We start from the raw sequence: 26,320 nt of genomic DNA on the forward strand, positions 1-26,320 counted from the left end.
AACGCCCCCGACGCGCCCGGGGGCGTCCCGCCGCTCCTTCCCGCAGCCCGATGGCGCCGCACCGGCGGCGCCATCGGCGTGTTCCGCTCAGGCCGGGACGTGGTCGGCCAGCGGGAAGTCGTAGGCGCGCTTCAGCCCCGGCGGCGCCCCCGTCAGCGAGACCAGCCGGGCGAACGCCCCGAACAGCCAGGACCGGACCCGCAGGCCCACCTCGCCGGTGTCCGGAGCGGTCATGGCGGTGTTCGTGCCTCCCATCGCGAGGTTGGCGTCGACGAAGCCGCGTATCGCCCGTTCGTAGGCGGGGAAGGCGGCCCGGTGGTCGCCTCCCGCCCGGGCGAGCCCGCCGGCCAGGACGCAGGCGCCGACCAGGGCCAGGGTGCTCCCCTGGCCGGTCATCGGGTCGGGGCAGTAGCCGGCGTCCCCCACCAGGGCCACCCGGCCGCGGGTCCAGGAGTCCATGTGGATCTGGACGGAGGGGGACACGTGGACGGCGTCGGAGCGCTCCATGGCCTCCAGCACGCGCCGCACCTCCTCGCCGTCCCCCACGAAGCGCTCGCGGAGCCGCCGCTTGTGCTCCTCCGCGTCGGCCACCGGTTCCCGGTCGCGGGTGAGGACCGTGCACTCCAGGGTGCCCGCCTCGGGGAAGGGCGCGAGGAGCATCCCGCGCCCGGGGCGGACCAGGCCGCGCACGTGGTCGGTGAGCCCGAGGTCGTCGGGGAGCTCGAAGAGGGCGATGTTGGTCCCCAGGTACTTCCGGAAGCGCTCCTTGGGCCCGAAGACGAGGGAGCGGGTGTCGGAGTGGATCCCGTCGGCCCCGATCACGAGGTCGAAGTCCCGCGGCCGCCGGTTCCGGAAGCTCACGGTGACACCGTGGCCGGTCTCGCGGATCCCGGTGACCGAGTCGTCGAACAGGTACTCGGCCTCGTCGCGGGTGGCGCGGTACAGGATCTCGCAGAGGTCGCCGCGGCGGATCACCAGGCCCTGTTCGCCGGAGACCAGCGAGGCCCCCTCGATCACCACCCGGCGGCGCCCCCCGTGGCCGAAGCGGATCTCCCCGGGCGGCGCGCCGGAGAGCTCGCGGGCCTCCTCCAGGAGCCCGGTGCGGCGCAGCGCGTCGACGCCGACGCCCTCGATCTGGATGCGGTGGCCGCCGGTGCGCACGGCCGGCGCCCGCTCCACGACGGTGGGCCGGAATCCGTAGCGGTGCAGCCAGTGGGCGAGGGCCGGGCCGGCGATGCCGCCGCCCGAGATGAGGATGCGTTCTCCCGGCATGTCGTCCTCCCGAGAAGTGGACCGGCACTTTTGATTGTACGTACGTTCAAATCCAGGGCAAGGGGCTCTCCCGGCCGGAATCGGACACGCCCCCGGGAACGCCGACGGCGCCGGTCCCGGTGGGACGCGGCGCCGTCGGTGGGCGGGCGGGGCGGTCAGCCGGAGCGTTCCACCACGTAGTCGCACAGGGCCTCGAAGGCGTCGCGCGCCGGGCCCTGCGGCAGGGTGGCCAGCTCGGCGCGGGCCTTGTCGGACCAGCCGCGCAGGGTCTTCTCCGCCTCGGCCATCGCCGGGTGGGCGCGCAGCAGGCCCAGGGCCTCCTCGGCCTCGGTGTCGTCCAGCGGGCGGCCCAGCAGCGACTTGAGCCGGTCGTCGGCCGGGTCGGTGGAGCGCAGCGCGTAGAACATCGGCAGGGTCAGCACGCCCTCGCGCAGGTCCGTGCCGGGGACCTTGCCGGACTCGCGGGTCTCGGCGGCCACGTCGATGAGGTCGTCGGCGAGCTGGAAGGCCATCCCCAGCGCGTCGCAGGCGCGGGTGAGCGTGCCGGTGGTCACCGGGTCGACCTTGCCGAACATGCCGCCGAACTCGGCGGAGGAGGCGATGAGGGAGGCCGTCTTGTCCCCGATGACCCGCAGGTAGTGGTCGAGCGGGTCGACGCCCTCGGGCGGGCCGGAGGTCTCCAGGATCTGTCCCTGGACCAGCCGGCCGAACGTCTCGGCCTGGAGGCGGACGGCCTCCGGGCCCAGGTCGGCGAGGATCTCCGACGCCTTGGCGAACACGTAGTCGCCGGTGAGGATGGCGATGGTGTTGCCCCAGCGCTGGTTGGCGCTGGGCTTGCCGCGGCGCAGCTCCGCCTCGTCCATGACGTCGTCGTGGTACAGCGTCGCCACGTGGGTCAGCTCGACCACGGCCGCCGCCGGGACGAGGTCGGGCATGTCCGGGTCGCCGAAGTGCGCGGCCAGCAGCACCAGCATCGCCCGGAACCGCTTGCCCCCGGCCTCCAGCAGGTGGGAGGCGGCCTCGGTCAGCATCGGGTCGCTCGCGCGCACCGACTCCCTCAGGACGTCCTCGACCTTCTCGAGACCGTCCTGGACCTCCCGGGCGAGGGCCGAGTCGACTCTCGGCAGAGCGAGAAACCCGCTCGGGACAGCACCGCTCACCGTAAAGCTCCACCTGTTGAACGGGCACGGCGGCGGCCGCTCGGGGCCGCCGCGTGCTCAGCACATGAACATGATCCGACTTGCCACGGTATCCGACCCGGAATGATCATCCAAAGCCACACCCGGGTACGACCCGGACCGGAATGGAACCGCAGCTCATCCGGCCCGGGCCGCGGCCGTGCCTCCTCGAACCCCCGCTCCGCCCCGGCTCGCGCGGGGGCGCCCGGGGAACGGGGGCCTTCGGCCCTTCCAGAACCCCGTGCGCCCCCGCGGGCCCCCGGCGGTACAGGGGTGTGTTCGAGAACGGGCCCTACGGCCGCCCGCCCTCGGTGGACGCCTGGTCCACCATCACCGAGACCGGGTCCTGCCCGCTCTCCGGGGAGGGCAGCAGGTTGTCGAGCACCGGCCCGGGGTACAGGCCGAGCGCCAGGGTGGCGGCCACACCGATGGCGATGACCCCGCCGGTGGCGGCCCCGGCCCGCACGACGGTGGGCCCGTCGGCCTCCGGATCCCGGAAGAACATCACAACGATGATCCGGACGTAGAAGAACGCGGTGACGGCGCTGCTGAGCACGCCGACGATCACCAGCGGGGTGGCCCCGGCGGCGACGGCGGCCTCGAACACCGCGAACTTGCCGATGAACCCGCTGGTCAGCGGGATGCCCGCGAAGGCCAGCAGGAACAGGGACAGCGCCCCCGCCAGCAGCGGGTGGCGGCGGCCCAGCCCCGCCCACCGGTCCAGGTCGCCCAGCTCCTGCCCGCCGTCGGCGGTGCGGACCAGGGTGACCACGGCGAACGCGCCCAGGGTGGTGAACCCGTAGGCGGCCAGGTAGAACATCGCCCCGGCCAGGCCGTCGGTGCTCCCGGCGACCACGGCGGTGAGGATGAACCCGGCGTGCACCACCGAGGAGTAGGCCAGCAGCCGCTTCACGTCCCGCTGGGACACGGCGATGACCGCGGCGACCACCATGGTGAGCACCGCGATGATCCACAGCATCGGCTCCCAGGCCCCGATCCGGCCGCCGAAGGGCACGAAGAACACCCGCAGCAGGGCGCCGAACGCGGCGACCAGGGTGCAGGAGGCCATCAGCGCCGTGACCGGGGTGGGCGCCCCCTGGTACACGTCCGGCTTCCAGTTGTGGAACGGCACCGCGCCGACCTTGAACAGCAGGCCGACGGCGACCAGCCCGATCCCCATGAGCAGCAGCGGCTCGCCGTTGCCGTCCGCGAAGATCGCCGCCCCGCCGGCCTCGACGGCCGCGCGCACCTCGCCGAAGTTCACCGACCCGGCGTAGCCGTACACCATGGCGGCGCCGAACAGGAAGAACGCCGAGGAGAACGCCCCGAGCAGGAAGTACTTGACCGCGGCCTCCTGGGAGAACAGGCGGCGCCTGCGGGCGAGCCCGCACATCAGGTACAGCGGGAGGCTCATCACCTCCAGGGCGATGAACATGGTGAGGAAGTCGTTCGAGGCGGGGAACATCAGCATCCCCAGCACCGCGAACAGCACCAGCGGGTAGATCTCGGTGTGCTGCGACCCGGCCAGGATGTGCGCCCGCTCCTCCTCGCTGCCGGGGACCGCGGCCGCCTGGGCGGCGAACGCGTCCCGGCCGTCGCGGCGCTCGGCGATGAGCAGCAGGCTCACCAGCGCCAGCACCGTGATGGTGCCCTGGAAGAACAGCACGGTCCGGTCGACGGCCAGCGAGCCGACGCCGACGGTCACCCCGGCCTGCCCGTCGGGCAGGGACCCGACCTGGAGCACCACGAGCACGAACGTCGCCAGCAGGGCCAGCGCGGCCAGGCCGATCTGGAGCGGGCGGCGGCGCGCGGCGGGCACGAACGCCTCGAACAGCACGGCCACCATCGCGGCGCCGAACAGGGTGAGCAGCGGTGCCAGCAGCCACCAGTCGAGGACCGGTGCCTCCTGGGTGACGACGGGGAGGTCCTGGGGGATCACTCCGCGCCTCCTTCCTCGGCGGAGTCGACCGTGGCCACCACGGTGCGTTCCGCGGCCGGTTCGATCGCGTCGAGCAGCGGCTGCGGGTACAGCCCGAACGCGATGATGAGCGCGAGCAGCGGACCGACGGCCCACGCCTCGCGCGCGGACAGGTCCTTGAACCCGGACACGCTGTCGGCGGTGGGCCCGGTCATGGTGCGCTGGTACATCCACAGGATGTAGAGCGCGGCGAGCACGACGCCGATCACGGCGATCAGGGCGGGCGCGGGGCTGAACGCGTACACGCCGACGAACACCAGGAACTCGCTGACGAACGGCGCCAGCCCGGGCAGGGCGAGCCCGGCCAGGCCGGTGACCAGGAAGACCCCGGCGAGTTTGGGCGCCGCGTTCTGCACCCCGCCGAAGTCCTCGATGCGCGAGGAGCCGCGGCGGGCCACGAGCAGCCCCACGACCAGGAACAGGGCCCCGGTCGCGAACCCGTGGTTGACCATGTACAGCGCGGCCCCGGTCTGGGCCTGCGCGGTCATCGCGAAGATGCCCAGGGTGATGAACCCGAAGTGGGAGATCGACGTGTAGGCGACCAGGCGCATCATGTCGGTCTGGCCGATGGCCAGGATCGCCCCGTAGACGATGCTCACCAGGCTCAGCACCACCACGGGCCACACGAACCAGGACACGGCCGCGGGGAACAGCTCCATGCAGTACCGCAGCATGCCGTAGGTGCCGACCTTGTCGAGCACGCCCACCAGCAGCACGGCGGTGCCGGGGCGGGAGGCCCCGGCGGCCTGCGGCAGCCAGGTGTGCACGGGCCACATCGGCGCCTTGATCGCGAAGGCGATGAAGAAGCCGAGGAACAGCCAGCGCGCGGTGGACGGGTCCAGGGCGGCCAGCGCCCCGTCCTCCCCGACCAGGTCGGCCCAGAGGAAGGTGCCGCCGTGGACGAACACCCCGATGACGGCGACCAGCATGACCAGGCCGCCGGCGAGGCTGTACAGCAGGAACTTGACGGCCGCCCGGGCCCGCTCGTCGCCGCGCCCGTACCGCCCGATCATGAAGTAGACCGGGATGAGCATGGCCTCGAAGAACACGTAGAAGAGGAAGACGTCGGTGGCCGCGAAGACCCCGATCATCATGGCCTCCAGGGCCAGGATGAGCGCGAAGTAGCCGCGCCCGCCGTCCTCCCGGTCGTCGTGCTCCCTCCAGGCGGCCAGGACCACCAGCGGGACCAGGACCGCCGACATGAGGATCAAGGTGAGGGCGATGCCGTCCACCCCGACGGCGAAGTGGACCCCGAAGCGGGGGATCCACGGGTACTCCTCCACGAACTGGAGGGAGCCCGCGTTCGACGTGTCGAAGCGCAGGGACATGGCGACCAGGACGGCCAGGGTGGCCAGGGAGAAGCCGAGCGTGATGCGCTTGGCGTTCTCGGCGGAGGCCGCCCCGGAGGCGGTGGCCGCGGGGGCGCGGACCGCCGTGGCGGTGCCGCCGCCCCCTTCGGACGCGACGGCGGCGGCCGACGCGGCCGGCGCCCGGCCGCCCGCACCGGTGCGCGGGAGCGCCCAGACGAGCACGGCGCCGATCGCGGGCAACGCGATCGCGATGGTGAGCCAGGGGATCATTGTCTACAACCTCACAACCAGCGTCGCGGCGACGATCACGGCGCCGAAGAGCATGGTGAGCGCGTACGACCGGGCGAAGCCGGTCTGCGCCCGCCCGAGCCCGCGGGAGGAGTCGCGCACGCCCGCGCCGAGCCCGTTGACGAACCCGTCGATGACCTTGTCCTCGATGTCGGAGAGCACCTTGGTGAGGACCTGGCCGGGGCGCATGAACAGCCCCTCGTTGATCTCGTTGCCGTACAGTTCGCGGCTCGCGGCGACGGTGACGGGGCTCCCCTTCGGAGCGGTGCGCGCGACCGGACGGCGCAGGTACACGGCCCAGGCCGCCGCCACACCGAGGACCAGCACGCCCAGCGCCGCCAGCCCGTAGGGCGAGGTGAAGGCGTGGGCCAGGTCGAAGTGGTGCGGGTGGGCGCCGATGGTGGGCGCCAGGAAGTTCGCGAACCGGTCGCCGAACACCAGGAACGCGCCCAGGAACACCGAGCCGATGGACAGCACGACCATGGGGGCGGTCATGCTCACCGGCGACTCGTGCGGGTGCACGCCCTCGTCCCACCGCTTCTCGCCGAGGAAGGTCATGAAGAACATGCGGGACATGTAGAAGGCGGTGAGCCCGGCGCCGAGGATGACCGCCGACCCCAGGACCATGCCCTGGGTGCCGCCGACGCCGAACGCCTCGGTGATGATGCTCTCCTTGGTCCACCAGCCGGACAGCAGCGGGACGCCGATGATGGCGAGGTAGCCCAGTCCGAAGGTGGCGAAGGTGATCGGCATGACCCGGGCCAGGCCGCCGTAGCGGCGCATGTCGACCCCGTCGTCCATGGCGTGCATGACCGATCCGGCGCCCAGGAACAGCCCGGCCTTGAAGAAGCCGTGCGTGATCAGGTGGGCGATGGCGGCCACGTACCCGACCGGGCCGAGCCCGGCGGCCAGCACCATCATGCCGATCTGGCTCATCGTCGAGCCGGCCAGGGACTTCTTGATGTCGTCCTTGGCCGAGGCGATGATCCCGCCGGCGAGCATGGTGGCGGCCCCGACCACCGCGACGGTGGTCTGCGCGGCGGGCGCGGCCTCGAAGACCGGCCCGGCGCGGACGATGAGGTAGACGCCCGCGGTGACCATGGTCGCCGCGTGGATGAGCGCCGACACCGGGGTCGGGCCCTCCATGGCGTCCAGCAGCCACGCCTGCAGGGGCAGCTGCGCGGACTTGCCGCAGGCGCCGAGCAGCAGGCACAGGCCGATGGCGACCAGCACCCCGTTCCCGGCGCCGGGGACGGCGGCGAACACGTCGCTGAAGCTCACGGCGCCCAGGGCGGTGAACATGATCATGATCGCCGCGAGCAGGCCCATGTCGCCCACGCGGTTGATGATGAACGCCTTCTTGGCCGCGGTGGCCGCCGACGGCTTGTACTGCCAGAACCCGATGAGGAGGTAGGACGCCAGGCCCACGCCCTCCCAGCCCAGGAACAGCAGGGCGAAGTTGTCGGCCAGGACCAGCACCAGCATGGCCGCCACGAACAGGTTGAGGTAGGCGAAGAAGCGCCGCCGCCCCGGGTCGTGGGACATGTAGCCGATCGAGTAGACGTGGATCAGCGACCCGACGAACGTGATCAGCAGGACGAAGCTGATGGACAGGGGGTCGACCAGCAGGTCCGCCCCCACCGTGAACTCGCCGACCGAGAACCACTCGTAGACCGGGACCGACACGCTGCGCGCGTCCTGCGCCCGGCCCAGGAGGTCGAACAGGATGAGGGCCGCCCACACGAACGAGCCCACCGGCAGCGCCGTGGCGAGCAGGTGGCCCCAGGAGTCGGTCCGCTTGCCCCCCAGCAGCAGGACCGCCGCGCCGGCCAGCGGCAGGGCGATGAGCAGCCAGGCGTTCGACAGAACCGCGCCTTCCGCGGCCACCGCCGTCCCGGTGTCGGCGGCGAGGAGAGTGTGTTGTTGCACTGCCACGTCGCCTTCTAGTGCTTGAGCAGGTTGGCGTCGTCCAGCGACGCGGACCTGCGGGTTCGGAAGATCTGCATGATGATCGCGAGACCGACGACCACCTCGGCGGCGGCGACGACCATCACGAAGAAGGCGATGACCTGCCCTTCGATGTCCCCGTGCATGCGGGCGAACGCGACGAACGCCAGGTTGCAGGCGTTGAGCATCAGCTCGACGCACATGAAGACGATGATCGCGTTGCGCCGGATGAGCACGCCGACCGCGCCGATGGTGAACAGCAGCGCCGCGAGGACGATGTAGTTCATCGGGTCCATGTCGACTCCACCTCCTGCCCGTCGCCGTTCTCCTGGGCCCGGTCGCCGGCGCCCGCCTCGTGCGGGTGGGCCTCGGCCCCCGCGGTGGGCTCGCCCTCCTTGGAGTGGGCCGAGTCCGACCCCCCGCCGGGGAGCGGCGGGCGCCCCGCCCGGACGTCGTCGGGCACCCGCGACTGGTACTCGGGGTCGCGGGCGGTGAGCACCGGGTTGAGCGAGAGCCGGGCGACCTGGCCGTCCGGCAGCAGCGCGGGCATGTCGATCGCGTTGTGCCGGGCGTAGGTGCCGGGCCCGGGCAGCGGGGTCGGGTGGTCGCCGCGGATGCGGTCCTCGGAGATCTCCCGCTGGGTGCGCCGCTTCTTGGTGCGGGCGGTGTGGGCCAGCACCAGGGCGCCCAGGACCGCGGTGACCAGCAGCGCGGCGGTGGCCTCGAAGGCGACCACGTAGCGCAGCAGCAGCTCCCCGGCGATCCAGGGGATGCTGCCGCCCGCCGCCGCGGTCCCGGCGGCCAGGCCGACCGGGTCGCCCACGGAGATGCGGGTGATGCCGGTGGCCAGGGCGCCGACGAAGCACAGGGCGACGACGGCGGTGAGCAGCCGCTGCCCGCCCAGGGTCTCCTTGAGGGAGTCCGCGGAGCTGACGCCGATGAGCATCAGCACGAACAGGAACAGCATGAGGACCGCGCCGGTGTAGACGACGATCTGCACGACCATGAGGAAGGGCGCGGCGTTGATCCCGTAGAAGATCGCCAGGCCCACCATGGTCAGCGCCATGGACATGGCCGAGTGGACGGCCTTGCGGGAGAACACCACTCCCAGGGCGCCGAGCAGGACCACGGTCCCCAGGATCCAGAAGGCCGAGGCCTCCCCGCCGCCGATGGGGGCGGCGAGGTGGACCTCGTGCGTCGGGCCGAGGGGGGAGGCGAGGAGGGCGGAGGGGGTCATCGGACCGCCTCCGTGCTCTCGTGGTGCCCGTCCTGGGAGCCGTGCTGGCCGCGGCCGGTGGCGTAGTAGTCGAGGTCGCTCTCGCCCAGGCGCATCGGGTGCGGCGGCGCCTCCATGCCCTCCTTGAGGGGGGCGAGCAGCTGCTCCTTGGTCCAGATCAGGCTCTGCCTGCTGTCGTCGGCGAGCTCGTACTCGTTGGTCATGGTGAGGGCGCGCGTCGGGCACGCCTCCACGCACAGCCCGCACAGGATGCAGCGCAGGTAGTTGATCTGGTAGACCCGCCCGTAGCGCTCACCGGGCGAGTAGCGGTCGTCGTCGGTGTTGTCACCGGCTTCGACGTAGATGGCGTCGGCGGGACAGGCCCAGGCGCACAGTTCGCACCCGATGCACTTCTCCAGCCCGTCCGCCCACCTGTTCAGCTGGTGCCGTCCGTGGAAGCGCGGCGCCGTGGGGCGCTTGACCTCCGGGTACTCGACGGTCGGCACCTTCTTGAACATGGTGTGGAAGGTGACGCCGAAACCCTTGACGGGATTGAGCCAATCAAGCACCGGTGACCTCCCCCTTCTGCTTGACGCTGCGGCCCGCGGCGGCCGGGGCCGTCCGCGGCGGTTCGGCGAGCACGCTGCTCCCGTAGTGCGGTGCGGTGCTCGGTGGCACCGGGAACCCGCCGAAGGCGGAGTCCTCGTGTGCGCGGCGGGCGTTCTCGGCGCGCTGGGCCGCCTCCTCGGCGCGTTCGCGGCGCGCCGACCGGAGCCAGGCGTAGAACGCGACGAGGGTGGCGAGGGTGAACGCGGCGACGACCGAGCCGATGACGACCGGGGAGGCGCCGTCCAGGACGAGCATCCGCACGACCGCGACGGCGGTGATCCACACCAGCTGGATGGGGATGAGGACCTTCCAGCCGAACTGCATGAGCTGGTCGTACCGGACCCGGGGCAGGCTGCCGCGCGCCCAGATGAACAGGAACATGACGCCGACGAACTTGAGCAGCCACCACAGGGCGGGCCACCAGCCCTCGTTGGCCCCGGGGAAGGCGGTGCCGATCCCGAAGGGGGCGTACCAGCCGCCGAGGAAGAGCGTGACGGACACGGCGGCGACCGTGCACATGTTCACGTACTCGGCGAGGAAGAACATCGTGAACTTCATGGACCCGTACTCGGTCATGAAGCCGCCGACGATCTCGCCCTCGCCCTCGGCCAGGTCGAACGGGAGCCGGTTGGTCTCGCCGATCATGGTGACCAGGTAGATCAGGAACGACGGCAGCAGCAGCACCGCGAACCACAGCCCGCGCTGGGCCTCGACGATCCCGGACGTGGTGAGCGTGCCCGACATGATGAAGACCGCGACGAACGACAGGCCCATCGCGATCTCGTAGCTGATCACCTGGGCGGACGCGCGCAGGCCGCCGAGCAGGGCGTAGGGCGACTGGGACGCCCAGCCGCCGAGCACGAACCCGTACACCCCCAGGGCCGCGGTGGCCAGGACCACCAGGGCCGCGATGGGCAGGTCGGTGAGCTGGAGCGGGGTGACGACCCCGAACAGGTTCACCTCGGGCCCGATCGGGATGACCGAGAAGGCGATGAACGCGGGGACGGCGGCGATCACCGGGGCGGCGATGTAGACGAACCGGTCGACCCCCTCGGGGATCAGGTCCTCCTTGAGGGAGAGCTTGATCCCGTCGAACAGGGACTGGAGCAGGCCCCAGGGGCCCATCCGGTTGGGTCCGTGCCGCTGCTGCATCCGGCCCATGACCTTGCGGTCGGCCATGATCATCATCAGGACGCACACCATCAGGAAGACGAAGATGGCGAGCGCCTTGATGGTGGTGATCCACCACGGGTCGTTGCCGAAGGCGCTGAGCGTCTCCTCCGACGCCAGGTGCGCCACGCTGGTGGCGACGGGGGTCACTGGTGCCTCCCGGCGGTGCTCGGCGCCGACAGCAGGACCGTCTCGCCCGCGCCGCTGCCCAGATCGCGACGGATGTCGCAGCCCCTGGCGTTGGCCGGGAGCCAGACGACCCGGTCGGCGATGTCGGTGACGACCACGGGAACGGTGACCGAGCCCCGGGTGCCGGTGACGCGGAGCGATCCGCCGTCGGGCACCCCGACCTCGTCGGCCGTGGCCTGGGACAGGTAGGCGCGGGCCGGCCGGGCCGTCCCGGCCAGGAACGGCTCGCCGTCCTCCATCCGCCCGGTGCCCAGGAGCTGGCGCCAGGTGGACAGCAGGGCCTCGCCGGGGCGGGGCTCGGGGACGGGGACCGGGCGGACGGCCGGGGCCGCGGCCCGCTCCCCCGCCCACAGGCCCAGCTCCAGCAGCTCGCGGTAGGCGGAGGCGGCGTCGGGCAGCCCCAGGTGGACGTCCATCTCGTCCGCGATCGCGGACAGGACCCGCAGGTCGGAGAGGGCTCCGGGGACCTTGAGCGCGTCGCCGAAGGGCCGGTGGCGGCCCTCCCAGTTGACGAAGGTGCCGGACTTCTCGGCGACGGCGGCGACGGGGAAGACCACGTCGGCGCGGTCGGTGACCTCGCTCGACCGCAGTTCGAGGCTGACGATGAACGGCACCCGGGCCAGGGCCGCGCGGGCGGCCTCGGGGTCGGGCAGGTCGTCGAGCTCGACCCCGGCGACGACCAGGGCGTCGAGCTCGCCGCGGGCGGCGGCCTCGATGATGGCGGCGGTGTCGCGGCCCGGCTCCGGCGGCAGCGTGCCGACGTTCCAGGCGCGGGCGACCTCGGCGCGGGCCGAGGCGTCCGAGACGGGCCGGCCGCCGGGCAGCAGCCCGGGCAGGGCCCCGGCGTCGACGGCGCCGCGCTCCCCGGCCCGGCGCGGGATCCACACCAGGCGGGCGCCGGTGCGGTCGGCCAGCGCCGCGGCGGCGGTGAGCGCGCCGGGGACGGCGGCCAGCCGCTCCCCGACGACGATGACCGCGCCCTGCGCGCCCAGGGCCTCGGCGGCCTCGGGGGCGGTGTCCTCCAGGGCGTTGAGGACGCGGGCCTCGTCTCCCGGAACGGCGCCGATCAGCGTGCCGCCCGCCTTGGTGAGGCCGAGGCTGGCATGGCCGGCGACGGAGTACAGCTTCAGCCCGCGCTTGCGGTGGGCCTTGCGCAGCCGCAGGAACGTGGAGGGCGACTCGTCCTCGGGCTCGAACCCGGCCAGGAGCACGGCCGGGGCCTTCTCCAGGCCGGTGAAGTCCACGTCGATCGGGGTCCCGGCGACACGGGCCGCCAGGAAGTCGGCCTCCTCCCGCGAGTGGGCGCGGGCCCGCATGTCCACGTCGTTGGTGCCCAGGGCGACCCGCGCGAACTTGGCGTAGGCGTAGGCGTCCTCGTAGGTGAGGCGCCCGCCGGTCAGGACGCCGACCCGGCCGCGGGCGGCGGCCAGGCGGCGGCCCGCGATGGAGACGGCCTCCGGCCAGGAGGCGAACTCCAGGGCCCGGGAGTCCTCGTCGCGCACCAGGGGCCGGGTGAGCCGGTCGCTCTGGGTGGCGTAGGTGAACGCCCACCGGCCCTTGTCGCAGTTCCACTCCTCGTTCACCTGCGGGTCGTCGCCGGCCAGGCGGCGGGTGACCTTGCCGCGCCGGTGGTCGGTGCGCTGGGCGCAGCCGCCGGAGCAGTGTTCGCAGACGCTGGGGGTGGAGACCAGGTCGAAGGGGCGGGACCGGAACCGGTAGGCCGACCCGGTGAGGGCGCCCACCGGGCAGATCTGCACGGTGTTGCCGGAGAAGTAGGAGTTGAACGGCTCGCCGCCGGCGATCCCGACCTGCTCCTTGGCGCCGCGCTCCATCAGCTCGATGAGCGGGTCGCCTGCGATCTGCGCCGCGAACCGGGTGCAGCGGGCGCACTGGATGCAGCGCTCCCGGTCGAGCAGCACCTGGCTGGACAGCGGGATCGGCTTGGGGAAGGTCCGCTTGACGTCGATGAACCGGCTCTCGCCCCGGCCGGTGGACATCGCCTGGTTCTGCAGGGGGCACTCGCCGCCCTTGTCGCAGACCGGGCAGTCCAGCGGGTGGTTGATGAGCAGGAACTCCATGATGCCGCGCTGGGCCTTCTCCGCCACCGGGGAGGTGAGGTGGGTGTTGACCACCATCCCCTCCATCACGGTGATGGTGCAGGACGCCTGCGGTTTGGGCATGCCGCGCCCGTTGCCCATGTCGGGGATCTCCACCAGGCACTGGCGGCAGGCCCCGACCGGGTCCAGGAGCGGGTGGTCGCAGAAGCGCGGGATCTGGATCCCGAGCAGTTCGGCGGCGCGGATGAGCAGCGTGCCCTTGGGCACCTGGATGCGGAAACCGTCGATGGTGACGGTGACCAGGTCCTCGGGCGGGGGCGCGGGGGCCGCTCCGCCCGGCGTGTTGGTGGTGACGGTCACGGGTTCCCTCCCGTCGTGGTCGGGCGGTCCGCCCACAGGGTGGACCTGGAGTGGTCGAAGGGGCAGCCGCCCTGCTCGACGTGGTCGATGTACTCCTGGCGGAAGTGCTTGATCGACGACATGACCGGGCTGGTCGCACCGTCGCCCAGGGCGCAGAACGACCGGCCGAGCAGGTTGTCGCAGATGTCCAGGAGCTTGTCGAGGTCGGCCTCGGTGCCCTGGCCGCGCTCCAGGCGGTCCAGCACCTGGACCATCCAGTAGTTGCCCTCGCGGCAGGGTGTGCACTTGCCGCAGGACTCGTGGGCGTAGAAGGCGATCCAGCGGCCGACGGCGCGGACCACGCAGGTGGTCTCGTCGAAGATCTGGAGTGCCCGGGTGCCGAGCATGGAGCCGGCGGCGCCCACCGACTCGAAGTCGAGCGGGGTGTCCAGGTGCTCCTCGGTGAAGATCGGCGTGGAGGAGCCCCCGGGCGTCCAGAACTTGAGGCGGTGGCCCGCGCGGATCCCGCCCGCCATGTCGAGCAGTTCGCGCAGGGTGATGCCGAGCGGGGCCTCGTACTGACCCGGCCGGGTGACGTGCCCGGACAGGGAGAAGAACCCGAACCCGGCGGACTTCTCGGTGCCCATCGAGGTGAACCACTCGGCGCCGCCCAGGACGATGCTGGGGACGCTGGCGATGGACTCGACGTTGTTCACCACGGTCGGCGAGGCGTAGAGCCCGGCGACCGCGGGGAACGGCGGCTTGAGCCGGGGCTGGCCCCGGTAGCCCTCCAGGGAGTCCAGCAGGGCGGTCTCCTCGCCGCAGATGTAGGCGCCGGCCCCGGCGTGGACGACCACGTCGAGGTCGAAGCCGGTGCCGAGGATGTCCTTGCCCAGCAGCCCGGCGGCGTAGGCGTCGGCGACGGCCCTGCGCAGGCGGCGGATGACGTGGACGACCTCGCCGCGCACGTAGATGAACGCCTGGCTCGACTTGATCGCGTAGGAGGCGATCGCCACGCCCTCCACGAGGGAGTGCGGGTTGGCGAGCATGAGCGGGATGTCCTTGCAGGTCCCGGGCTCGGACTCGTCGGCGTTGACGACGAGGTAGCGCGGGTTGGGGTTGTCGGCCGGGAGGAAGCCCCACTTCATGCCGGTGGGGAACCCGGCGCCGCCGCGCCCGCGCAGGCCCGACTGCTTGACCAGGTCGACGAGGGCCTCGGGCTCCATGGCCAGCGCCCTGCGCAGGGCCTGGTAGCCGCCGTCGGCCCGGTAGCCCTCCAGGGTGAAGGAGTCGGGTCGGTCCCAGTTGTGGGACAGGACCGGGGTCAGGGTGGTCACTTGGCCTCCTCCTCACCCTGGGCGGGACGGGGAAGGTTCGCGGGTTCGGAAGAAGACCGCGCCGAAGGCGTCCGTTGAGGGTTGGCGGCGGGCGACGGGTCGGGCGCCGTCCACCCGCGCTCGCGCGCGAGGGCCAGCCCGGCCAGCGAGGGTCCGGCGGCCTGCACGCCCTCGCCGGCGCGGCCGTCGTCGAACCCGGCCAGCACCCGGGAGGCCTGCTTCCAGGTGCACAGGGACGCCGGGCCGCGGGTGGGCGCCACGTCGTTGCCCAGGCGCAGGTCGTCCACGAGCCGCTTGGCCGAGTCCGGGGTCTGGTTGTCGAAGAACTCCCAGTTGACCATCACGACCGGCGCGAAGTCGCAGGCCGCGTTGCACTCGACGTGCTCCAGCGTGACCTTGCCGTCCTCGGTGGTCTCGTTGTTGCCGACGCCCAGGTGCTCCTTGAGGGCGGCGAAGATCTCGTCCCCGCCCATCACGGCGCACAGGGTGTTGGTGCACACCCCCACCTGGTAGTCGCCGCCGGGGCGGCGGCGGTACATGGTGTAGAAGGTCGCGACCGCGTTCACCTCGGCGAGGGTGATGCCGAGCTGGTCGGCGCAGAAGCGCATCCCGGCCCGGCTGACGTGGCCCTCCTCCGACTGCACCAGGTGCAGCAGCGGGAGGAGCGCCGACCTCGGCTTCGGGTAGCGGCCGATGAGCTCCTTGGCGTCCTGCTCCAGGCGCGCGACGACCTCGGCGGGGAACGTGTCGGTCCCCTCCGGGATCGCGGTCGCGCCGTGGTCGTGGCTGTGGTCGTGTCCGCTCACCGGTCCACGCCTCCCATCACCGGGTCGATACTGGCCACGGCCGCGATCACGTCCGCCACCGTGCCGCCCTCGCACATGGCGGCGACGCTCTGCAGGTGGGTGAAGGAGGGGTCGCGGAAGTGCACGCGGTAGGGGCGGGTGCCCCCGTCGCTGACCGCGTAGCACCCGAGCTCGCCCTTGGCGCTCTCGACGGCCGCGTAGGCCTGGCCCGCCGGGACCCGGAAGCCCTCGGTGACCAGCTTGAAGTGGTGGATGAGCGCTTCCATGGAGCTGCTCATGATGTGCGCGATGTGGTCGGGCGAGTTGCCCATGCCGTCCGGCCCCAGCGCCAGCTTGGCGGGCCAGCCGATCTTGGCGTCCTCGATCATCACCGGGCCCGGCGCCAGCTTGTCCAGGCACTGCTCGATGATCTTGAGGCTCTCCTCCATCTCGGCGATGCGCACCCGGTAGCGGGCGTAGACGTCGCCGCCGTCGGAGACGGGGACGTCGAACTCGTAGCCCTCGTAGCCGCAGTACGGCTTGGCCTTGCGCAGGTCGTAGGCCAGCCCCGAGGCCCGCAGCAGCGGGCCGGTGACGCCCAAGGCCATGCAGCCGGGCAGGTTGAGGTAGGCGACGTCCTTGGTGCGGGCCAGGTAGACCGGGTTCTCGTCGAGGAGCTTGCGCATGATGGTGATGCGCTTGGGCATCTCCTCCAGCAGCTCCCGGACCTTGCCGACCGCGCCGGGCGGCAGGTCCTGGGCGACCCCGCCGGGGCGGACGTAGGCGTGGTTCATCCGCAGGCCGGTGACGAGCTCGAAGATGTCCAGGATCATCTCGCGCTCGCGGAACCCGTTGGTCATGACGGTGGTGGCGCCCAACTCCATGCCGAACGTCGCCATCGCCACGAAGTGCGAGGCCATCCGGTTGAGCTCCATCATCATCACGCGGATGACGTTGGCCCGCTCCGGGATCCGGTCCTCGATGCCCAGCAGCTTCTCGACCGCCAGGCAGTACGCCGTCTCGTTGAAGAGCGGCGTCAGGTAGTCCATGCGGGTGACGAACGTGGTGCCCTGCGTCCACGTCCGGAACTCCATGTTCTTCTCGATGCCCGTGTGCAGGTAGCCGATCGCGACCCGGGCCTCGGTACAGGTCTCACCGTCCAGAGTGAGGATGAGGCGGAGCACGCCGTGCGTGGACGGGTGCTGCGGCCCCATGTTGACGACGAGGCGCTCGGCGCTGGTCGCCTGCGCCTTCTCGATGACGTCGTCCCAGTCGCCGCCGGAGGCGTCGATGTAGTCCTCGGTGACGGTCATGCCGTGCCTCCCTTCCAGAAGTGTTCTTGCCGGGTCACGTGTACGACCTCCGCTGGTCGGGCGGGGGCACGGTGGCGCCCCGGTACTCGACGGGGATGCCGCCCAGCGGGTAGTCCTTGCGCTGCGGGTGGCCGTGCCAGTCGTCGGGCATCTGGATGCGGGTGAGCGCCGGGTGGCCGTCGAAGACGATCCCGAAGAAGTCCCAGGCCTCGCGCTCGTGCCAGTCGTTGGTCGGGTAGACCGACACGATCGACGGGATGTGCCGGTCGGTGTCCGGGCAGGTGGTGGACACCCGGATCTCGCTGTTGTGCGTGATCGAGCGGAGGTGGTAGACCGCGTGCAGCTCCCGGCCCTCCTGCTCCGGGAAGTGCACCCCGGTCACGCCCAGGCACAGCTCGTAGCGCAGGGCCGGGTCGTCGCGCAGGATGCGGCACAGCTCGGGCAGGGCCTCGCGGCGGACGTGGAAGGTGATCTCGCCGCGCGAGACCTCCACCCGCTCCACCGCCCCGGCGGCGTCGCCCAGGGCGGCCTCCAGGTCGTCGGCCACCCGGTCGAAGTCGGCGGTGCGCGGGTCGTCCGGGTCGGTGAAGGGCCGCTGCGAGGAGACGGGAGCGCTCCCCCGCACCTGCAGCCGTCCGAAGCCGGAGGTGTCCCCGGTGGTGGTGGTGCCGAACATGCCGGTGCGCCTGATCGGCGCGGCCAGGCGCTCCTCGCCCAGCCGGTCGGGGAGGCGCGCGGCCTCCTCGTCGCGTTCGCGCTCGTTGTCGGTGCTCATGTCAGTCCTTGCTCACCAGGGGAAGCGACCGGCGGAGCATGCGCTCCTCGGTTTCGGTGATCTCCTGCTCGCGGTGCGCGCCGAGCTTGGTGTTCTGCACCTTGTCGTGCAGCTTGAGCACCGCGTCCAGGAACATCTCGGGGCGGGGCGGGCAGCCCGGCAGGTAGATGTCCACCGGGACGATGTGGTCCACGCCCTGGACGATCGCGTAGTTGTTGAACATGCCGCCGCTGGAGGCGCACACGCCCATCGCGATGACCCACTTGGGCTCGGGCATCTGGTCGTAGATCTGGCGCAGGACCGGGGCCATCTTCTGGCTCACCCGCCCGGCGACGACCATGAGGTCGGCCTGGCGCGGGGTGGCGCCGAACTTCTCCATGCCGAACCGGGCCAGGTCGTAGTGGGGCCCGCCGACGGCCATCATCTCGATGGCGCAGCAGGCCAGCCCGAACGTCGCGGGCCACATCGAGGTCTTGCGGGCGAGTCCGACGACCTGTTCGACGGTTCCGAGCAGGACGCCGCTGGGCAGTTTCTCTTCGAGTCCCATCAGCTGCGGACCTCCTCCGGGCGGGGCTGCGGGGTGCGGACGCGGGGTGCGGGGGGTCGCGGGGTCAGTCCCATTCCAGGCCCCCGCGGCGCCACTCGTAGGCGTAGGCGATGGACACGTTCACCAGGAAGAGGACGATCGCGACCAGTCCGAACCAGCCGAGGGCGTCGAAGTGCACCGCCCAGGGGATGAGGAAGATGATCTCGATGTCGAAGACGATGAACATCATCGCCGTCAGGTAGTACTTGACGGTGAAACGGCCGCCGCCCGCGGGCTGCGGAGTGGGCTCGATGCCGCACTCGTAGGCCTGCATCTTGGCGCGGTTGTAGCGCTTGGGTCCCAGCAGCGCCCCGGCGACCATGGACACCACGACGAACGCGGCGCCGATCCCGCCGAGCACGAAAATCGGTGCGTAGAGCTCCACCGGTCACCCTCCTTCCGGCTGATCGGCGCGGCCGCGGGGCGTCGCGCTTGTGATTGCTTTCACTTGTGCGGGCTCTTCTCTGATCCGTCCCGTCGTCCCCGGTGGCGGCTGCGGGGCCGCCCGGAGGGGCGGGGCCGCTTATGCCGCGGGTGCGATCTTGGACAGGCCGTTGATGACCCGGTCCATGGCGTCGCCCTGCGAGGGTTCGGTGAGGTTGGCGAGCATCTTGAGCGCGAACTTCATGAGGGTGCGCTGGCGCAGGCCGTACTTGGTGGCGTACTTCATGAACTCGGGCTGGCCGATCATCTTCACGAAGTAGCGGCCCAGCGTGTAGTAGCCGCCGTAGGTGTCGGCGAGGACCTGCGGGTAGCGCAGCAGGGCGCGCTCGCGGGTCTGCTGGGTGGAGCGGCCGTGCGCCTGCACGACCACCTCGGCGGCGATGGCGCCGGCCTCCATGGCGTAGGCGATGCCCTCGCCGTTGAAGGGGTTGACCATGCCGCCCGCGTCGCCGACGAGCATGAGGCCGCGCGAGTAATGCGGGACCCGGTTGAAGCCCATGGGCAGCGCGGCGCCGCGGATCGGGGTGGTCTGGTTCTCCTCGGTGAAGCCCCACTCCGGCGGCATGGAGTCGGTCCAGCGCCGCAGCAGCCTGCGGTAGTCGACGTCCTGGAAGGAGGCCGTCGAGTTGAGGATGCCCAGGCCGACGTTGCTGGTGCCGTCGCCGACGCCGAAGATCCAGCCGTAGCCGGGGAGCAGCACGTCCTTCTCGCCGCTCCTGTCCCACAGCTCCAGCCAGGACTCCAGGAAGTCGTCGTCGTGGCGGGGGCTGGTGAAGTAGGTGCGCACGGCCACGCCCATGGGGCGGTCGTCGCGCTTGCGGATGCCCATGGCGACGGACAGCCGGGAGGAGTTGCCGTCCGCGGCCACGACCAGCGGCGCCCGGAAGGTCACGGGTTCGCGGTCGGCGTTCTTGGCCCGGACACCGACGATGCGGTTGCTGCGCTCGTCCATGAGCGGCCCGGTGACGGTGGTGCGCTCCAGGAGCTTGGCGCCGGCGGTGACGGCGCGGTCGACCAGGATCCGGTCGAAGTCGAACCGGGTGCGCACGAGGCCGAAACCCGGGTAGGCGGCCAGGTCGGGCCAGGGCAGTTCGAGGCGGACCCCGGCGCCGACGATGCGCAGGCCGTGGTTCTTGATCCAGCCCTCGTCCTCGAAGGTGATGCCCATGGCGGTGAGCTGCTTGACCGCCCGGGGGGTGAGCCCGTCGCCGCAGACCTTCTCCCGGGGGAAGGCGGTCTTCTCCAGCAGGAGGACGTCGAGTCCGGCCTGCGCCAGGTAGTAGGCGGTGGTGGAGCCGGACGGTCCGGCGCCGACGACGATGACGTCGGCGTCGTACTCGACGCGGTCCCGGCCTCGGCCTCTGAGGTCGGGAGAGGAGGTGGCTGTCTCGCTCACGGGTGTGTCCTCGACTGCTCGCGCGGATGCACCGTGGCGGGCCAGTGCGGGGTTTCGACCCGCTCACGGGGGGCTGTCCTGGTCGTGTTCTCTCGGCGTTATGGGGCGTCCGGGCCGCGGCCCCGAGGGTGGCTCTGCGTGCGGGGGCCGTGACCAGGTGCGTTGTACGGTTGGGGACTCATGTCATGTCGGACATAGGGCCATGTGTCACATCCCTCGTGTCCTTGTGAAGCACTTCACAAGCTTCTTTTCGGCAGTCTAGCCCTCTGGCGGCGCGGTTGCGAGCCCCGGGGGGTATACGGAGCGAAACATTCTCAATCGCCCCATAGGCACACGAGAGCCATGAAAGCCACCACAGACTGACAAATACGCAGCTCATCACCCTTTCCACCGCCACATGCATCACATAGGGCACAACAAAAACCCGGAGAACACAGAGTTCTCCGGGTTTTGCGAGCTTTGAAGCTATTTAAGAAGTAGGCGACTCGGTGAGTCCTATGTCGGTTTTACTTCTCGCGGAAGCCCCGGTGGAGGGCGACGATCCCGCACGACAGGTTCCGCCAGGCGACCCGGGACCAGCCGGCGTCCTGGAGGTGCCGGGCCAGCTCGGCCTGGGCGGGCCACGCCATGATCGACTCCGAGAGGTAGTCGTAGGACTCGCCCTTGCCCGACACCGCGCCCGCGATCTTGGGCAGCGCGGCCATCAGGTAGGTCGAGTACAGGCGGTCCACGAATTCCACCGGGATGTGGCTGAACTCGCAGATCACCACGCGGCCGCCGACCTTGGTGACCCGCAGCAGCTCGCGCAGGGCCCGGTCCACGTCGTTGACGTTGCGCAGGCCGAACGAGATGGTCACCGCGTCGAAGGTCTCGTCGGCGAAGGGCAGGTGCAGCGCGTCGCCCGCGACGAAGGTGACCCCGCCCCGGGACGCGCCCCCGCGGCGGCGAACCCCCGTGGACAGCATGCCCAGGGAGAAGTCGCAGGCGATCACCCTGGCGCCCTTGCGGATGAAGGACTCCGAGGAGGTGCCGGTGCCCGCGGCCAGGTCCAGGACCAGCTCACCGCTGTGGGCGTCGACGGCGTTGACGGTCGCCCGGCGCCAGGCGCGGTCCTGGCCGAGGGAGATGACGTCGTTGACGAGGTCGTAACGGTCGGCGATGCCGTCGAACATCGCCGCGACGTCCTGGGGCTTCTTGTCGAGTTCAGCGCGGGCCATGCCCACCAGCCTACGGCCGCCCGGACGCCGCCGTGCCGCGGGCGGCCCCTCGGCGGCACGGATTTCGTTACTCTATGTGATTTAGGCGCGACTCTTTGCGAGAATCGGTCGTGCCCCTTACCCTGCCGCGCGACCGAGGAGAACACCCCGTGAAACCGAAGCTCACCGCCCTGGTGCTGGGCATGGCCCTGCTGGTCCCGCTCGGGGCCGCGACCCCCGTGGCCGCGGGCGAGACCGCGCACCGGTCGGTGGTGGGCGAACGACCGGTCCAGTGGACGCCGCACGTCCTGGACGGGGCGGTCAAGGACATCCTCCGCGTGGGGGACACCGTCGTCGTCACCGGGGCGTTCGAGCGGGTCTCCGACGCCGACGGCGGGCGCGTCCACGAGCTGCGCAACATCTTCGCGTTCGAGCACGGCACCGGGCGGATCATCCGCGAGTTCGCCCCGCGCGTGAACGGGACCGTGGCCTCCGTGGTCCCCGGGCCCGACGGCACGGTCGTCATCGGCGGGGAGTTCCGGACGGTCAACGACACCCCGGCCCGCGGGCTGGCCCGGGTGCGGCTCCACGACGGATCGCGCGTCGCGGCGTTCACCGCGACCCTGGACGGCGGGTCCGCCTACCGGCTGGCCTCCGACGGGGACCGGCTGTACGTCGGCGGGTCCTTCCCCGGGATCGGCGGGACCGCGCAGCCGGGCATCGCCCGGCTGGACACGACCACCGGGGCGGTGGACACCGGGTTCGCGCCGCGCGTCTCCGAGCAGCGCCGCGGCTCGCTGCGGGTGCAGGAGCTGGCGCTGAGCCCCGACGGGCGGAGGCTGGCGATCAACGGCACGTTCACCAAGGTGGACGGGCAGGACCGGTACCAGATCGCCGTGCTGGACACCGCGACCGGGAGGCCGACGCGGTGGTCCACCGACGCGTTCGAGCCGGACTGCGACTACTCGTCGATGCACACCTACATGCGGCGGATGGACTACGCCCCGGACGGGTCGTACTTCGCGCTCGTGACGGCGGGCGGCCCGCGGGTCAAGCCGGGGCTGTGCAAGGCGGTGGTGCGGTTCGAGAACACCGACACGCCCGGCGCCGAGCCCACCTGGGTCAACAAGACCGGCGGCGACTCGCTGTACTCGGTCGAGGTGACCGGGGCCGCGGTGTACGCGGGCGGGCACCAGCGCTGGATGGACAACGAGCAGGGCGCGCTCAACCCGGGGCCGGGTTCGGTCGCCCGCGAGGGCATCGCCGCCGTGGACCCGCGCACCGGGCGCGCCCTGGCCTGGAACCCGGGCCGCTCCCGCGGCCACGGGGTGGAGGCCCTGCACGCCACCTCCGACGGCCTCTACGTCGGCAGCGACACCGAGCGGTTGGCCGGCGAGTACCACGCCCGCCTGGGCATGTTCCCCCTCCCCTGACCCCTCCGGCCCCGTCCCGCCCACCCGGGCGGGACGGCGGAGCGGCCCCCGGCGGCGGCCTGGAACGGCAGCGGCCGGCGGGGTCTTCGGCGGGGTGCGGTCCCGGGCGCGGTGCCCCGCGAACGGAAGCCGCCGGAGGCGACGGCCGAGGGCGCGGCGGAGCGGCGCGCCACGGCCCCGCCGGGCCGGTGGCGGGTACGGCTGCGGTCCGGGGCCCGGCCGAGCGGCGCGAAACGCCCCCGGCAGGACCGGTCACGGGTACGGCGGCCCGGGACACGGCGGGGCTGCGCGCCACGGCCCCGGCGGACCCGGTGGCGGGTACGGCGGCGGTCCGGGGCACGGCCGAGCGGCGCGATACGCCCCCGACAGGACCCGCGGCAAGCGCAGCGGCGGTCAGGCGTCGCGGCCCCGCCGGGCCGGGGACGGGTACGACGGCGGCCCGGCCGGAGCGGCCGGGCCGTCGGACCGGGGGGCTAGGAGTCCTTGGGGGCGGCGGGGGCCTCCTCGGCCCTCTCCGCGGCCGGGGCGTCCTCCGCGGCCTCCTGGAGGTGGTCCTCGCGGGCGGCGCCGTCGTCGAGGCGGTCGCCCACCAGGGAGCCGCGGCGCTGCTCGATCCGGTCGACCACCGAGGCCGACATCCGGTCGCGCAGGGAGGACAGCAGCACGTAGGAGGCCAGGCCGCTGATCAGCCAGGCGAGGATGAGGGCCATCCACGAGCGGGCGCCGAACAGGTACACCACTCCGAACGCCGCCAGGAACAGCCCCACGCGGGCGGCGGTATAGGGCAGCCAGCTACGCATCGAAAAGCCTCACAACAGATGATTACCTGGACTAGATTGGTCGCTACGCCCATCAACGCACGAGACGACCGGTCCGCTGTCGCGGTTTCCGGGGGGCCGGCCTCTCGATGAGGCCGGTGTCTGCGCGCTCATGTGCTCTCACCTCCAGGTTAAGGGTGAGCCGCCCGGAGCCCGCACCGGGTAGGCCTGTGTCCCTCATCGCGGATGATCGGACCCCTGCGCCCGGATTCAGATAGTCATGGGATGTTTCCAATCCCGACAGCAGGGCCCGAACATCACGTTCCGGTCACATATCCCGTACTCCTCCCCCCAACACCGCAATTTCTCCGAAAACTAGGGAGGAAACGGACCAACTCATGCACACTAGGGGATCAAACGCCCGCCGCCCCCATAGTCCAGGCGGGCACGATTGGGGGAATGTGAAGGTGGAACGAGCAAGCGAACGCCTGTTGACCCCCGGGGAAGTGGCCTCACTCTTCCGGGTTGATCCCAAGACCGTCACCCGCTGGGCCGCCTCCGGGCGGATCAGCAGCATCAGAACCCCGGGCGGCCACCGCCGCTTCCGGGAGTCCGAGGTCCGCGCCCTCCTGCTCGGCGAGCCGAGCGAGAGCAGTTCCTGACCCCCAGGGGACGCGTCCCCGAGAGGCATCCCGGGGTCCGCACGGACCCCTGGTGAAGGGAGCCGCGCCTCCGCGACCCGGGCAGCCGCCCCGAGGTCCGCGGTCCCCCCGCCGCGCACGGCGCGGCGGCGTCACGGCCGTGGGAGTCGGCCCGACCATGGGGAGTGGACAGCGGGAGATAGGCTGGAAACATGGTGTGGCTTGGTGGCCTGATCACGCTCGTGTCGATCGTTCTCTGGGTGTACGCGTTCTTCGACGCGCTGACCACCCCGGCCCAGGACGCCCGGAACCTTCCGAAGATCCTCTGGCTGGTCGTCATCGCGCTGTTCGTGCCCGTGGGGTCCATCCTGTGGCTGTTCCTGGGACGGCCCCGCAGGTCGGCCGCCGTATGGGGCGCCGCGGCCTCCCCGGCCCAGGCCGCCGCCTCGATCGACGACCTCGACCCGTCGGACTTCGCCAAGCCCTCCAACAGTCCGCACCCGCTCGGTCCGGACGACGACCCCGAGTTCCTGCGCGGCCTCGACCGCCGGATCGACCCCGACGAGTAGACCGCGCCCGACCTCCAGGACCCTCACGGGTCCCTGCGTCGCAGGGGGCCGCTCCGCATCCCGGAGCGGCCCCCTGCGCCGTTCCGCGTCAGAGCAGGCCCGCGCCCGTCTTCCGCTCCAGGCCGCGCAGGGCGTGCACGGGCTGGACCCCGGTGTCGAGCCGCGGCGTCCAGGCGGACCCGGTGCCCAGCAGGGCCTCCGGGTGGGCCGCGTTGTGCTCGGCGACGAGGTCGACGCGGGTGATCCTCCCCCGGCCGTCCGTCATGACGCCGTTGCCCGTGCCGCCCACGTCCGTGCCGCCCCAGTTGTACAGCAGGGCGCCGGCGGTGTGCCCGTCACGCAGGTCGAACAGGTTGTTCTCCACGTACAGCTGCGACTCGAATCCCGCTCCCAGGCTGTACTGGTACAGGTCGCCGCTCACCGTGTAGAGGTTGTTGTAGACGTGGACCTGGCCGTACCGCACCCGCGGGGCGCGCTGGCCGAGCCCGTCGAAGTGGTTGTGGTGCCACGTCACGCGCAGGCGGCCGCGGTCGGTGGTGCGGCCGTCGCTGTTGCCCAGCAGCAGGGCCTTGTCCCGGCCGTCGAAGTGGTTCCACGACACCGTCACCAGGTCCGAGGCCCGCACGATGTCCAGCAGCCCGTCGTGCACCTCGTACCTGCGGCCGAAGTACTCGGGCTGTCCGGCACCGGGGCGGTCGCCGTCGTCGAAGGTGTTGTGGTCGATCCACACGTTCGTGGAGCCGGACACCTCGATCTGGTCGTACTCGGAGTTCCAGTTGCCGCTCTCCCCGTCGCCGGGGTCCCAGCCGGGGAAGCAGTCGTGGGCGTCGGAGAAGGTCAGGTTGCGCAGGATGACGTTCTCCACGTCGTGGACCAGCAGGCTCATGCCGGTGAGCTCGGCGCCGTCTCCGGCCCCGACGATCGTGGTGTTGGAGCCGACCCGGTAGCGGACGTTCGCGGCCTGGGCGTTCTGCGATGCCTCGCGGGCCTCCTCCAGGGGTCCGGAGGGGTCCTCCCACCCCCAGACCCGCGGGTCGTAGGCCGCCAGGTACGCCTCCAGCGTGTAGCCGCCGACGGCGTAGTCCTCGCAGTCCAGGGGGGAGCCGTCGGGGGCGGTGTTGGCGTCGATGAGGCCTTCGACGTAGACGATCTTGGGCTCGTCCCCGGCGACGGCCTCCCGGAACCCGGCCGCGGTGGACACGCGGAACACGTTCTCGTCCGCGGCGGCCGCGCCGCCCGTGGTGCCGTCGCCCGCAGAGGCCCAGCCGTCGCCCTCGGGCAGCACCCTCCTCCCGAGGTCGTCGTCGGCGGCGGCCGGCACGGGCGCGGTCAGCGCCGCGGCCAGGGCGAGGGCCAGGGCGGGGGTGAGCCGTCTTCGCATGGTGCGCTCCTGGGGGATGAGGCTGCAAACGTTTGCAATAAACTCCTCGAACGCCCGGAAAGAAGCAAGGCCTCCGGCCGTGGAAAGATGGGAAAACCCGGACCCGGTCGGAGCGGCCGGCCGCCCTCCCCCGCCCCGGGCCCTCACGGAAAG

Annotated in this window: 23 protein-coding genes; 3 read left to right on the forward strand and 20 right to left on the reverse strand. The window is 71.8% G+C overall.

Annotated elements, in window-relative coordinates:
• Nucleotides 1–87 precede the first annotated feature (87 nt).
• From K1J57_RS05850 to K1J57_RS05935, 18 genes are all read right to left on the reverse strand, one after another.
• Nucleotides 88–1,272 carry an FAD-dependent monooxygenase gene (locus tag K1J57_RS05850; RefSeq protein ID WP_220563453.1) on the reverse strand — a complete coding sequence of 395 codons (1,185 nt, stop codon included), beginning with the start codon at nt 1,270–1,272 and terminating at the stop codon, nt 88–90.
• 155 nt (nt 1,273–1,427) lie between these two features.
• Nucleotides 1,428–2,432 (reverse strand): polyprenyl synthetase family protein, encoded by a 1,005-nt coding sequence (locus K1J57_RS05855; protein ID WP_220563454.1) that lies wholly within the window; start codon nt 2,430–2,432, stop codon nt 1,428–1,430.
• Nucleotides 2,433–2,742: 310 nt separating this feature from the next.
• Nucleotides 2,743–4,389 (reverse strand): NADH-quinone oxidoreductase subunit NuoN, encoded by a 1,647-nt coding sequence (gene nuoN / locus K1J57_RS05860; RefSeq protein ID WP_220563455.1) that lies wholly within the window; start codon nt 4,387–4,389, stop codon nt 2,743–2,745.
• A complete protein-coding gene (locus tag K1J57_RS05865; protein WP_220563456.1) occupies nt 4,386–6,008 on the reverse strand; it encodes an NADH-quinone oxidoreductase subunit M in 1,623 nt (540 codons plus the stop codon). The genes nuoN and K1J57_RS05865 overlap by 4 nt, the downstream gene beginning before the upstream one ends.
• Before the next feature lie 3 nt (nt 6,009–6,011).
• Nucleotides 6,012–7,955 (reverse strand): NADH-quinone oxidoreductase subunit L, encoded by a 1,944-nt coding sequence (gene nuoL / locus K1J57_RS05870; RefSeq protein ID WP_255646856.1) that lies wholly within the window; start codon nt 7,953–7,955, stop codon nt 6,012–6,014.
• Nucleotides 7,956–7,969: 14 nt separating this feature from the next.
• Nucleotides 7,970–8,269, reverse strand: a complete 300-nt coding sequence (gene nuoK, locus K1J57_RS05875; protein ID WP_220563458.1) for an NADH-quinone oxidoreductase subunit NuoK — start codon at nt 8,267–8,269, stop codon at nt 7,970–7,972.
• Nucleotides 8,257–9,210 (reverse strand): NADH-quinone oxidoreductase subunit J, encoded by a 954-nt coding sequence (locus K1J57_RS05880; protein ID WP_220563459.1) that lies wholly within the window; start codon nt 9,208–9,210, stop codon nt 8,257–8,259. Before K1J57_RS05880 ends, nuoK begins: the two co-directional genes overlap by 13 nt.
• Complete coding sequence (gene nuoI / locus K1J57_RS05885) at nt 9,207–9,758, reverse strand: NADH-quinone oxidoreductase subunit NuoI (protein ID WP_220563460.1); 552 nt, start codon at nt 9,756–9,758, stop codon at nt 9,207–9,209. Before nuoI ends, K1J57_RS05880 begins: the two co-directional genes overlap by 4 nt.
• Nucleotides 9,751–11,118 (reverse strand): NADH-quinone oxidoreductase subunit NuoH, encoded by a 1,368-nt coding sequence (gene nuoH, locus K1J57_RS05890; protein ID WP_220563461.1) that lies wholly within the window; start codon nt 11,116–11,118, stop codon nt 9,751–9,753. The genes nuoI and nuoH overlap by 8 nt, the downstream gene beginning before the upstream one ends.
• Nucleotides 11,115–13,574: an NADH-quinone oxidoreductase subunit G gene (locus tag K1J57_RS05895; RefSeq protein WP_220563462.1), complete on the reverse strand. Its 2,460-nt coding sequence runs from the start codon at nt 13,572–13,574 to the stop codon at nt 11,115–11,117. The genes nuoH and K1J57_RS05895 overlap by 4 nt, the downstream gene beginning before the upstream one ends.
• Nucleotides 13,571–14,890 (reverse strand): NADH-quinone oxidoreductase subunit NuoF, encoded by a 1,320-nt coding sequence (gene nuoF, locus K1J57_RS05900; RefSeq protein ID WP_220563463.1) that lies wholly within the window; start codon nt 14,888–14,890, stop codon nt 13,571–13,573. The genes K1J57_RS05895 and nuoF overlap by 4 nt, the downstream gene beginning before the upstream one ends.
• Entirely contained in the window at nt 14,887–15,654 is a 768-nt protein-coding gene (gene nuoE, locus K1J57_RS05905) for an NADH-quinone oxidoreductase subunit NuoE (protein ID WP_370634669.1), read from the reverse strand. Before nuoE ends, nuoF begins: the two co-directional genes overlap by 4 nt.
• Nucleotides 15,655–15,692: 38 nt before the next feature.
• Entirely contained in the window at nt 15,693–16,988 is a 1,296-nt protein-coding gene (locus K1J57_RS05910; RefSeq protein WP_220563465.1) for an NADH-quinone oxidoreductase subunit D, read from the reverse strand.
• Between the two features lie 34 nt (nt 16,989–17,022).
• On the reverse strand, nt 17,023–17,763 hold the full coding sequence (locus K1J57_RS05915; protein ID WP_220563466.1) for an NADH-quinone oxidoreductase subunit C: 741 nt from the start codon (nt 17,761–17,763) through the stop codon (nt 17,023–17,025).
• A gap of 1 nt (nt 17,764) precedes the next feature.
• A complete protein-coding gene (locus K1J57_RS05920; protein ID WP_220563467.1) occupies nt 17,765–18,310 on the reverse strand; it encodes an NADH-quinone oxidoreductase subunit B family protein in 546 nt (181 codons plus the stop codon).
• Nucleotides 18,311–18,374: 64 nt separating this feature from the next.
• A complete protein-coding gene (locus tag K1J57_RS05925) occupies nt 18,375–18,734 on the reverse strand; it encodes an NADH-quinone oxidoreductase subunit A (protein WP_220563468.1) in 360 nt (119 codons plus the stop codon).
• Nucleotides 18,735–18,872: 138 nt separating this feature from the next.
• Nucleotides 18,873–20,189: a geranylgeranyl reductase family protein gene (locus tag K1J57_RS05930; RefSeq protein WP_220563469.1), complete on the reverse strand. Its 1,317-nt coding sequence runs from the start codon at nt 20,187–20,189 to the stop codon at nt 18,873–18,875.
• 506 nt (nt 20,190–20,695) lie between these two features.
• Nucleotides 20,696–21,406 carry a demethylmenaquinone methyltransferase gene (locus K1J57_RS05935; protein WP_220563470.1) on the reverse strand — a complete coding sequence of 237 codons (711 nt, stop codon included), beginning with the start codon at nt 21,404–21,406 and terminating at the stop codon, nt 20,696–20,698.
• A gap of 149 nt (nt 21,407–21,555) precedes the next feature.
• On the opposite strand from K1J57_RS05935, the gene K1J57_RS05940 reads away from it, so the two are divergent.
• Complete coding sequence (locus tag K1J57_RS05940; RefSeq protein ID WP_255646857.1) at nt 21,556–22,818, forward strand: delta-60 repeat domain-containing protein; 1,263 nt, start codon at nt 21,556–21,558, stop codon at nt 22,816–22,818.
• A 473-nt stretch (nt 22,819–23,291) separates the two neighbouring features.
• On the opposite strand, the gene K1J57_RS05945 is transcribed toward K1J57_RS05940, so the two are convergent.
• Nucleotides 23,292–23,618, reverse strand: a complete 327-nt coding sequence (locus K1J57_RS05945) for a DUF4229 domain-containing protein (RefSeq protein ID WP_220563471.1) — start codon at nt 23,616–23,618, stop codon at nt 23,292–23,294.
• A 419-nt stretch (nt 23,619–24,037) separates the two neighbouring features.
• Here K1J57_RS05945 and K1J57_RS05950 point away from each other — a divergent pair, with 419 nt between their 5' ends.
• Together K1J57_RS05950 and K1J57_RS05955 are read left to right on the forward strand one after the other, a co-directional pair.
• On the forward strand, nt 24,038–24,238 hold the full coding sequence (locus K1J57_RS05950) for a BldC family transcriptional regulator (protein WP_220563472.1): 201 nt from the start codon (nt 24,038–24,040) through the stop codon (nt 24,236–24,238).
• Nucleotides 24,239–24,429: 191 nt separating this feature from the next.
• Nucleotides 24,430–24,786, forward strand: coding sequence for a PLD nuclease N-terminal domain-containing protein (locus K1J57_RS05955; RefSeq protein WP_220563473.1), 357 nt, complete (start codon nt 24,430–24,432; stop codon nt 24,784–24,786).
• 88 nt (nt 24,787–24,874) lie between these two features.
• On the opposite strand, the gene K1J57_RS05960 is transcribed toward K1J57_RS05955, so the two are convergent.
• Nucleotides 24,875–26,167, reverse strand: a complete 1,293-nt coding sequence (locus tag K1J57_RS05960; RefSeq protein WP_220563474.1) for a polysaccharide lyase family 1 protein — start codon at nt 26,165–26,167, stop codon at nt 24,875–24,877.
• Nucleotides 26,168–26,320: the final 153 nt, after the last annotated feature.

This window comes from Nocardiopsis sp. MT53, from assembly GCF_019598965.1.
Taxonomy (GTDB): Bacteria; Actinomycetota; Actinomycetes; order Streptosporangiales; family Streptosporangiaceae; genus Nocardiopsis; species Nocardiopsis changdeensis.

Excerpts from the sequence above, each read along its gene's own strand:
- K1J57_RS05850 (WP_220563453.1), bottom strand. The coding sequence starts at position 1,272 with ATGCCGGGAGAACGCATCCTCATCTCGGGCGGCGGCATCGCCGGCCCG.
- K1J57_RS05865 (WP_220563456.1), bottom strand. The coding sequence starts at position 6,008 with ATGATCCCCTGGCTCACCATCGCGATCGCGTTGCCCGCGATCGGCGCC.
- nuoK (WP_220563458.1), bottom strand. The coding sequence starts at position 8,269 with ATGGACCCGATGAACTACATCGTCCTCGCGGCGCTGCTGTTCACCATC.
- K1J57_RS05880 (WP_220563459.1), bottom strand. The coding sequence starts at position 9,210 with ATGACCCCCTCCGCCCTCCTCGCCTCCCCCCTCGGCCCGACGCACGAG.
- K1J57_RS05910 (WP_220563465.1), bottom strand. The coding sequence starts at position 16,988 with ATGACCGTCACCGAGGACTACATCGACGCCTCCGGCGGCGACTGGGAC.
- K1J57_RS05915 (WP_220563466.1), bottom strand. The coding sequence starts at position 17,763 with ATGAGCACCGACAACGAGCGCGAACGCGACGAGGAGGCCGCGCGCCTC.
- K1J57_RS05920 (WP_220563467.1), bottom strand. The coding sequence starts at position 18,310 with ATGGGACTCGAAGAGAAACTGCCCAGCGGCGTCCTGCTCGGAACCGTC.
- K1J57_RS05935 (WP_220563470.1), bottom strand. The coding sequence starts at position 21,406 with ATGGCCCGCGCTGAACTCGACAAGAAGCCCCAGGACGTCGCGGCGATG.
- K1J57_RS05945 (WP_220563471.1), bottom strand. The coding sequence starts at position 23,618 with ATGCGTAGCTGGCTGCCCTATACCGCCGCCCGCGTGGGGCTGTTCCTG.
- K1J57_RS05955 (WP_220563473.1), top strand. The coding sequence starts at position 24,430 with ATGGTGTGGCTTGGTGGCCTGATCACGCTCGTGTCGATCGTTCTCTGG.
- K1J57_RS05960 (WP_220563474.1), bottom strand. The coding sequence starts at position 26,167 with ATGCGAAGACGGCTCACCCCCGCCCTGGCCCTCGCCCTGGCCGCGGCG.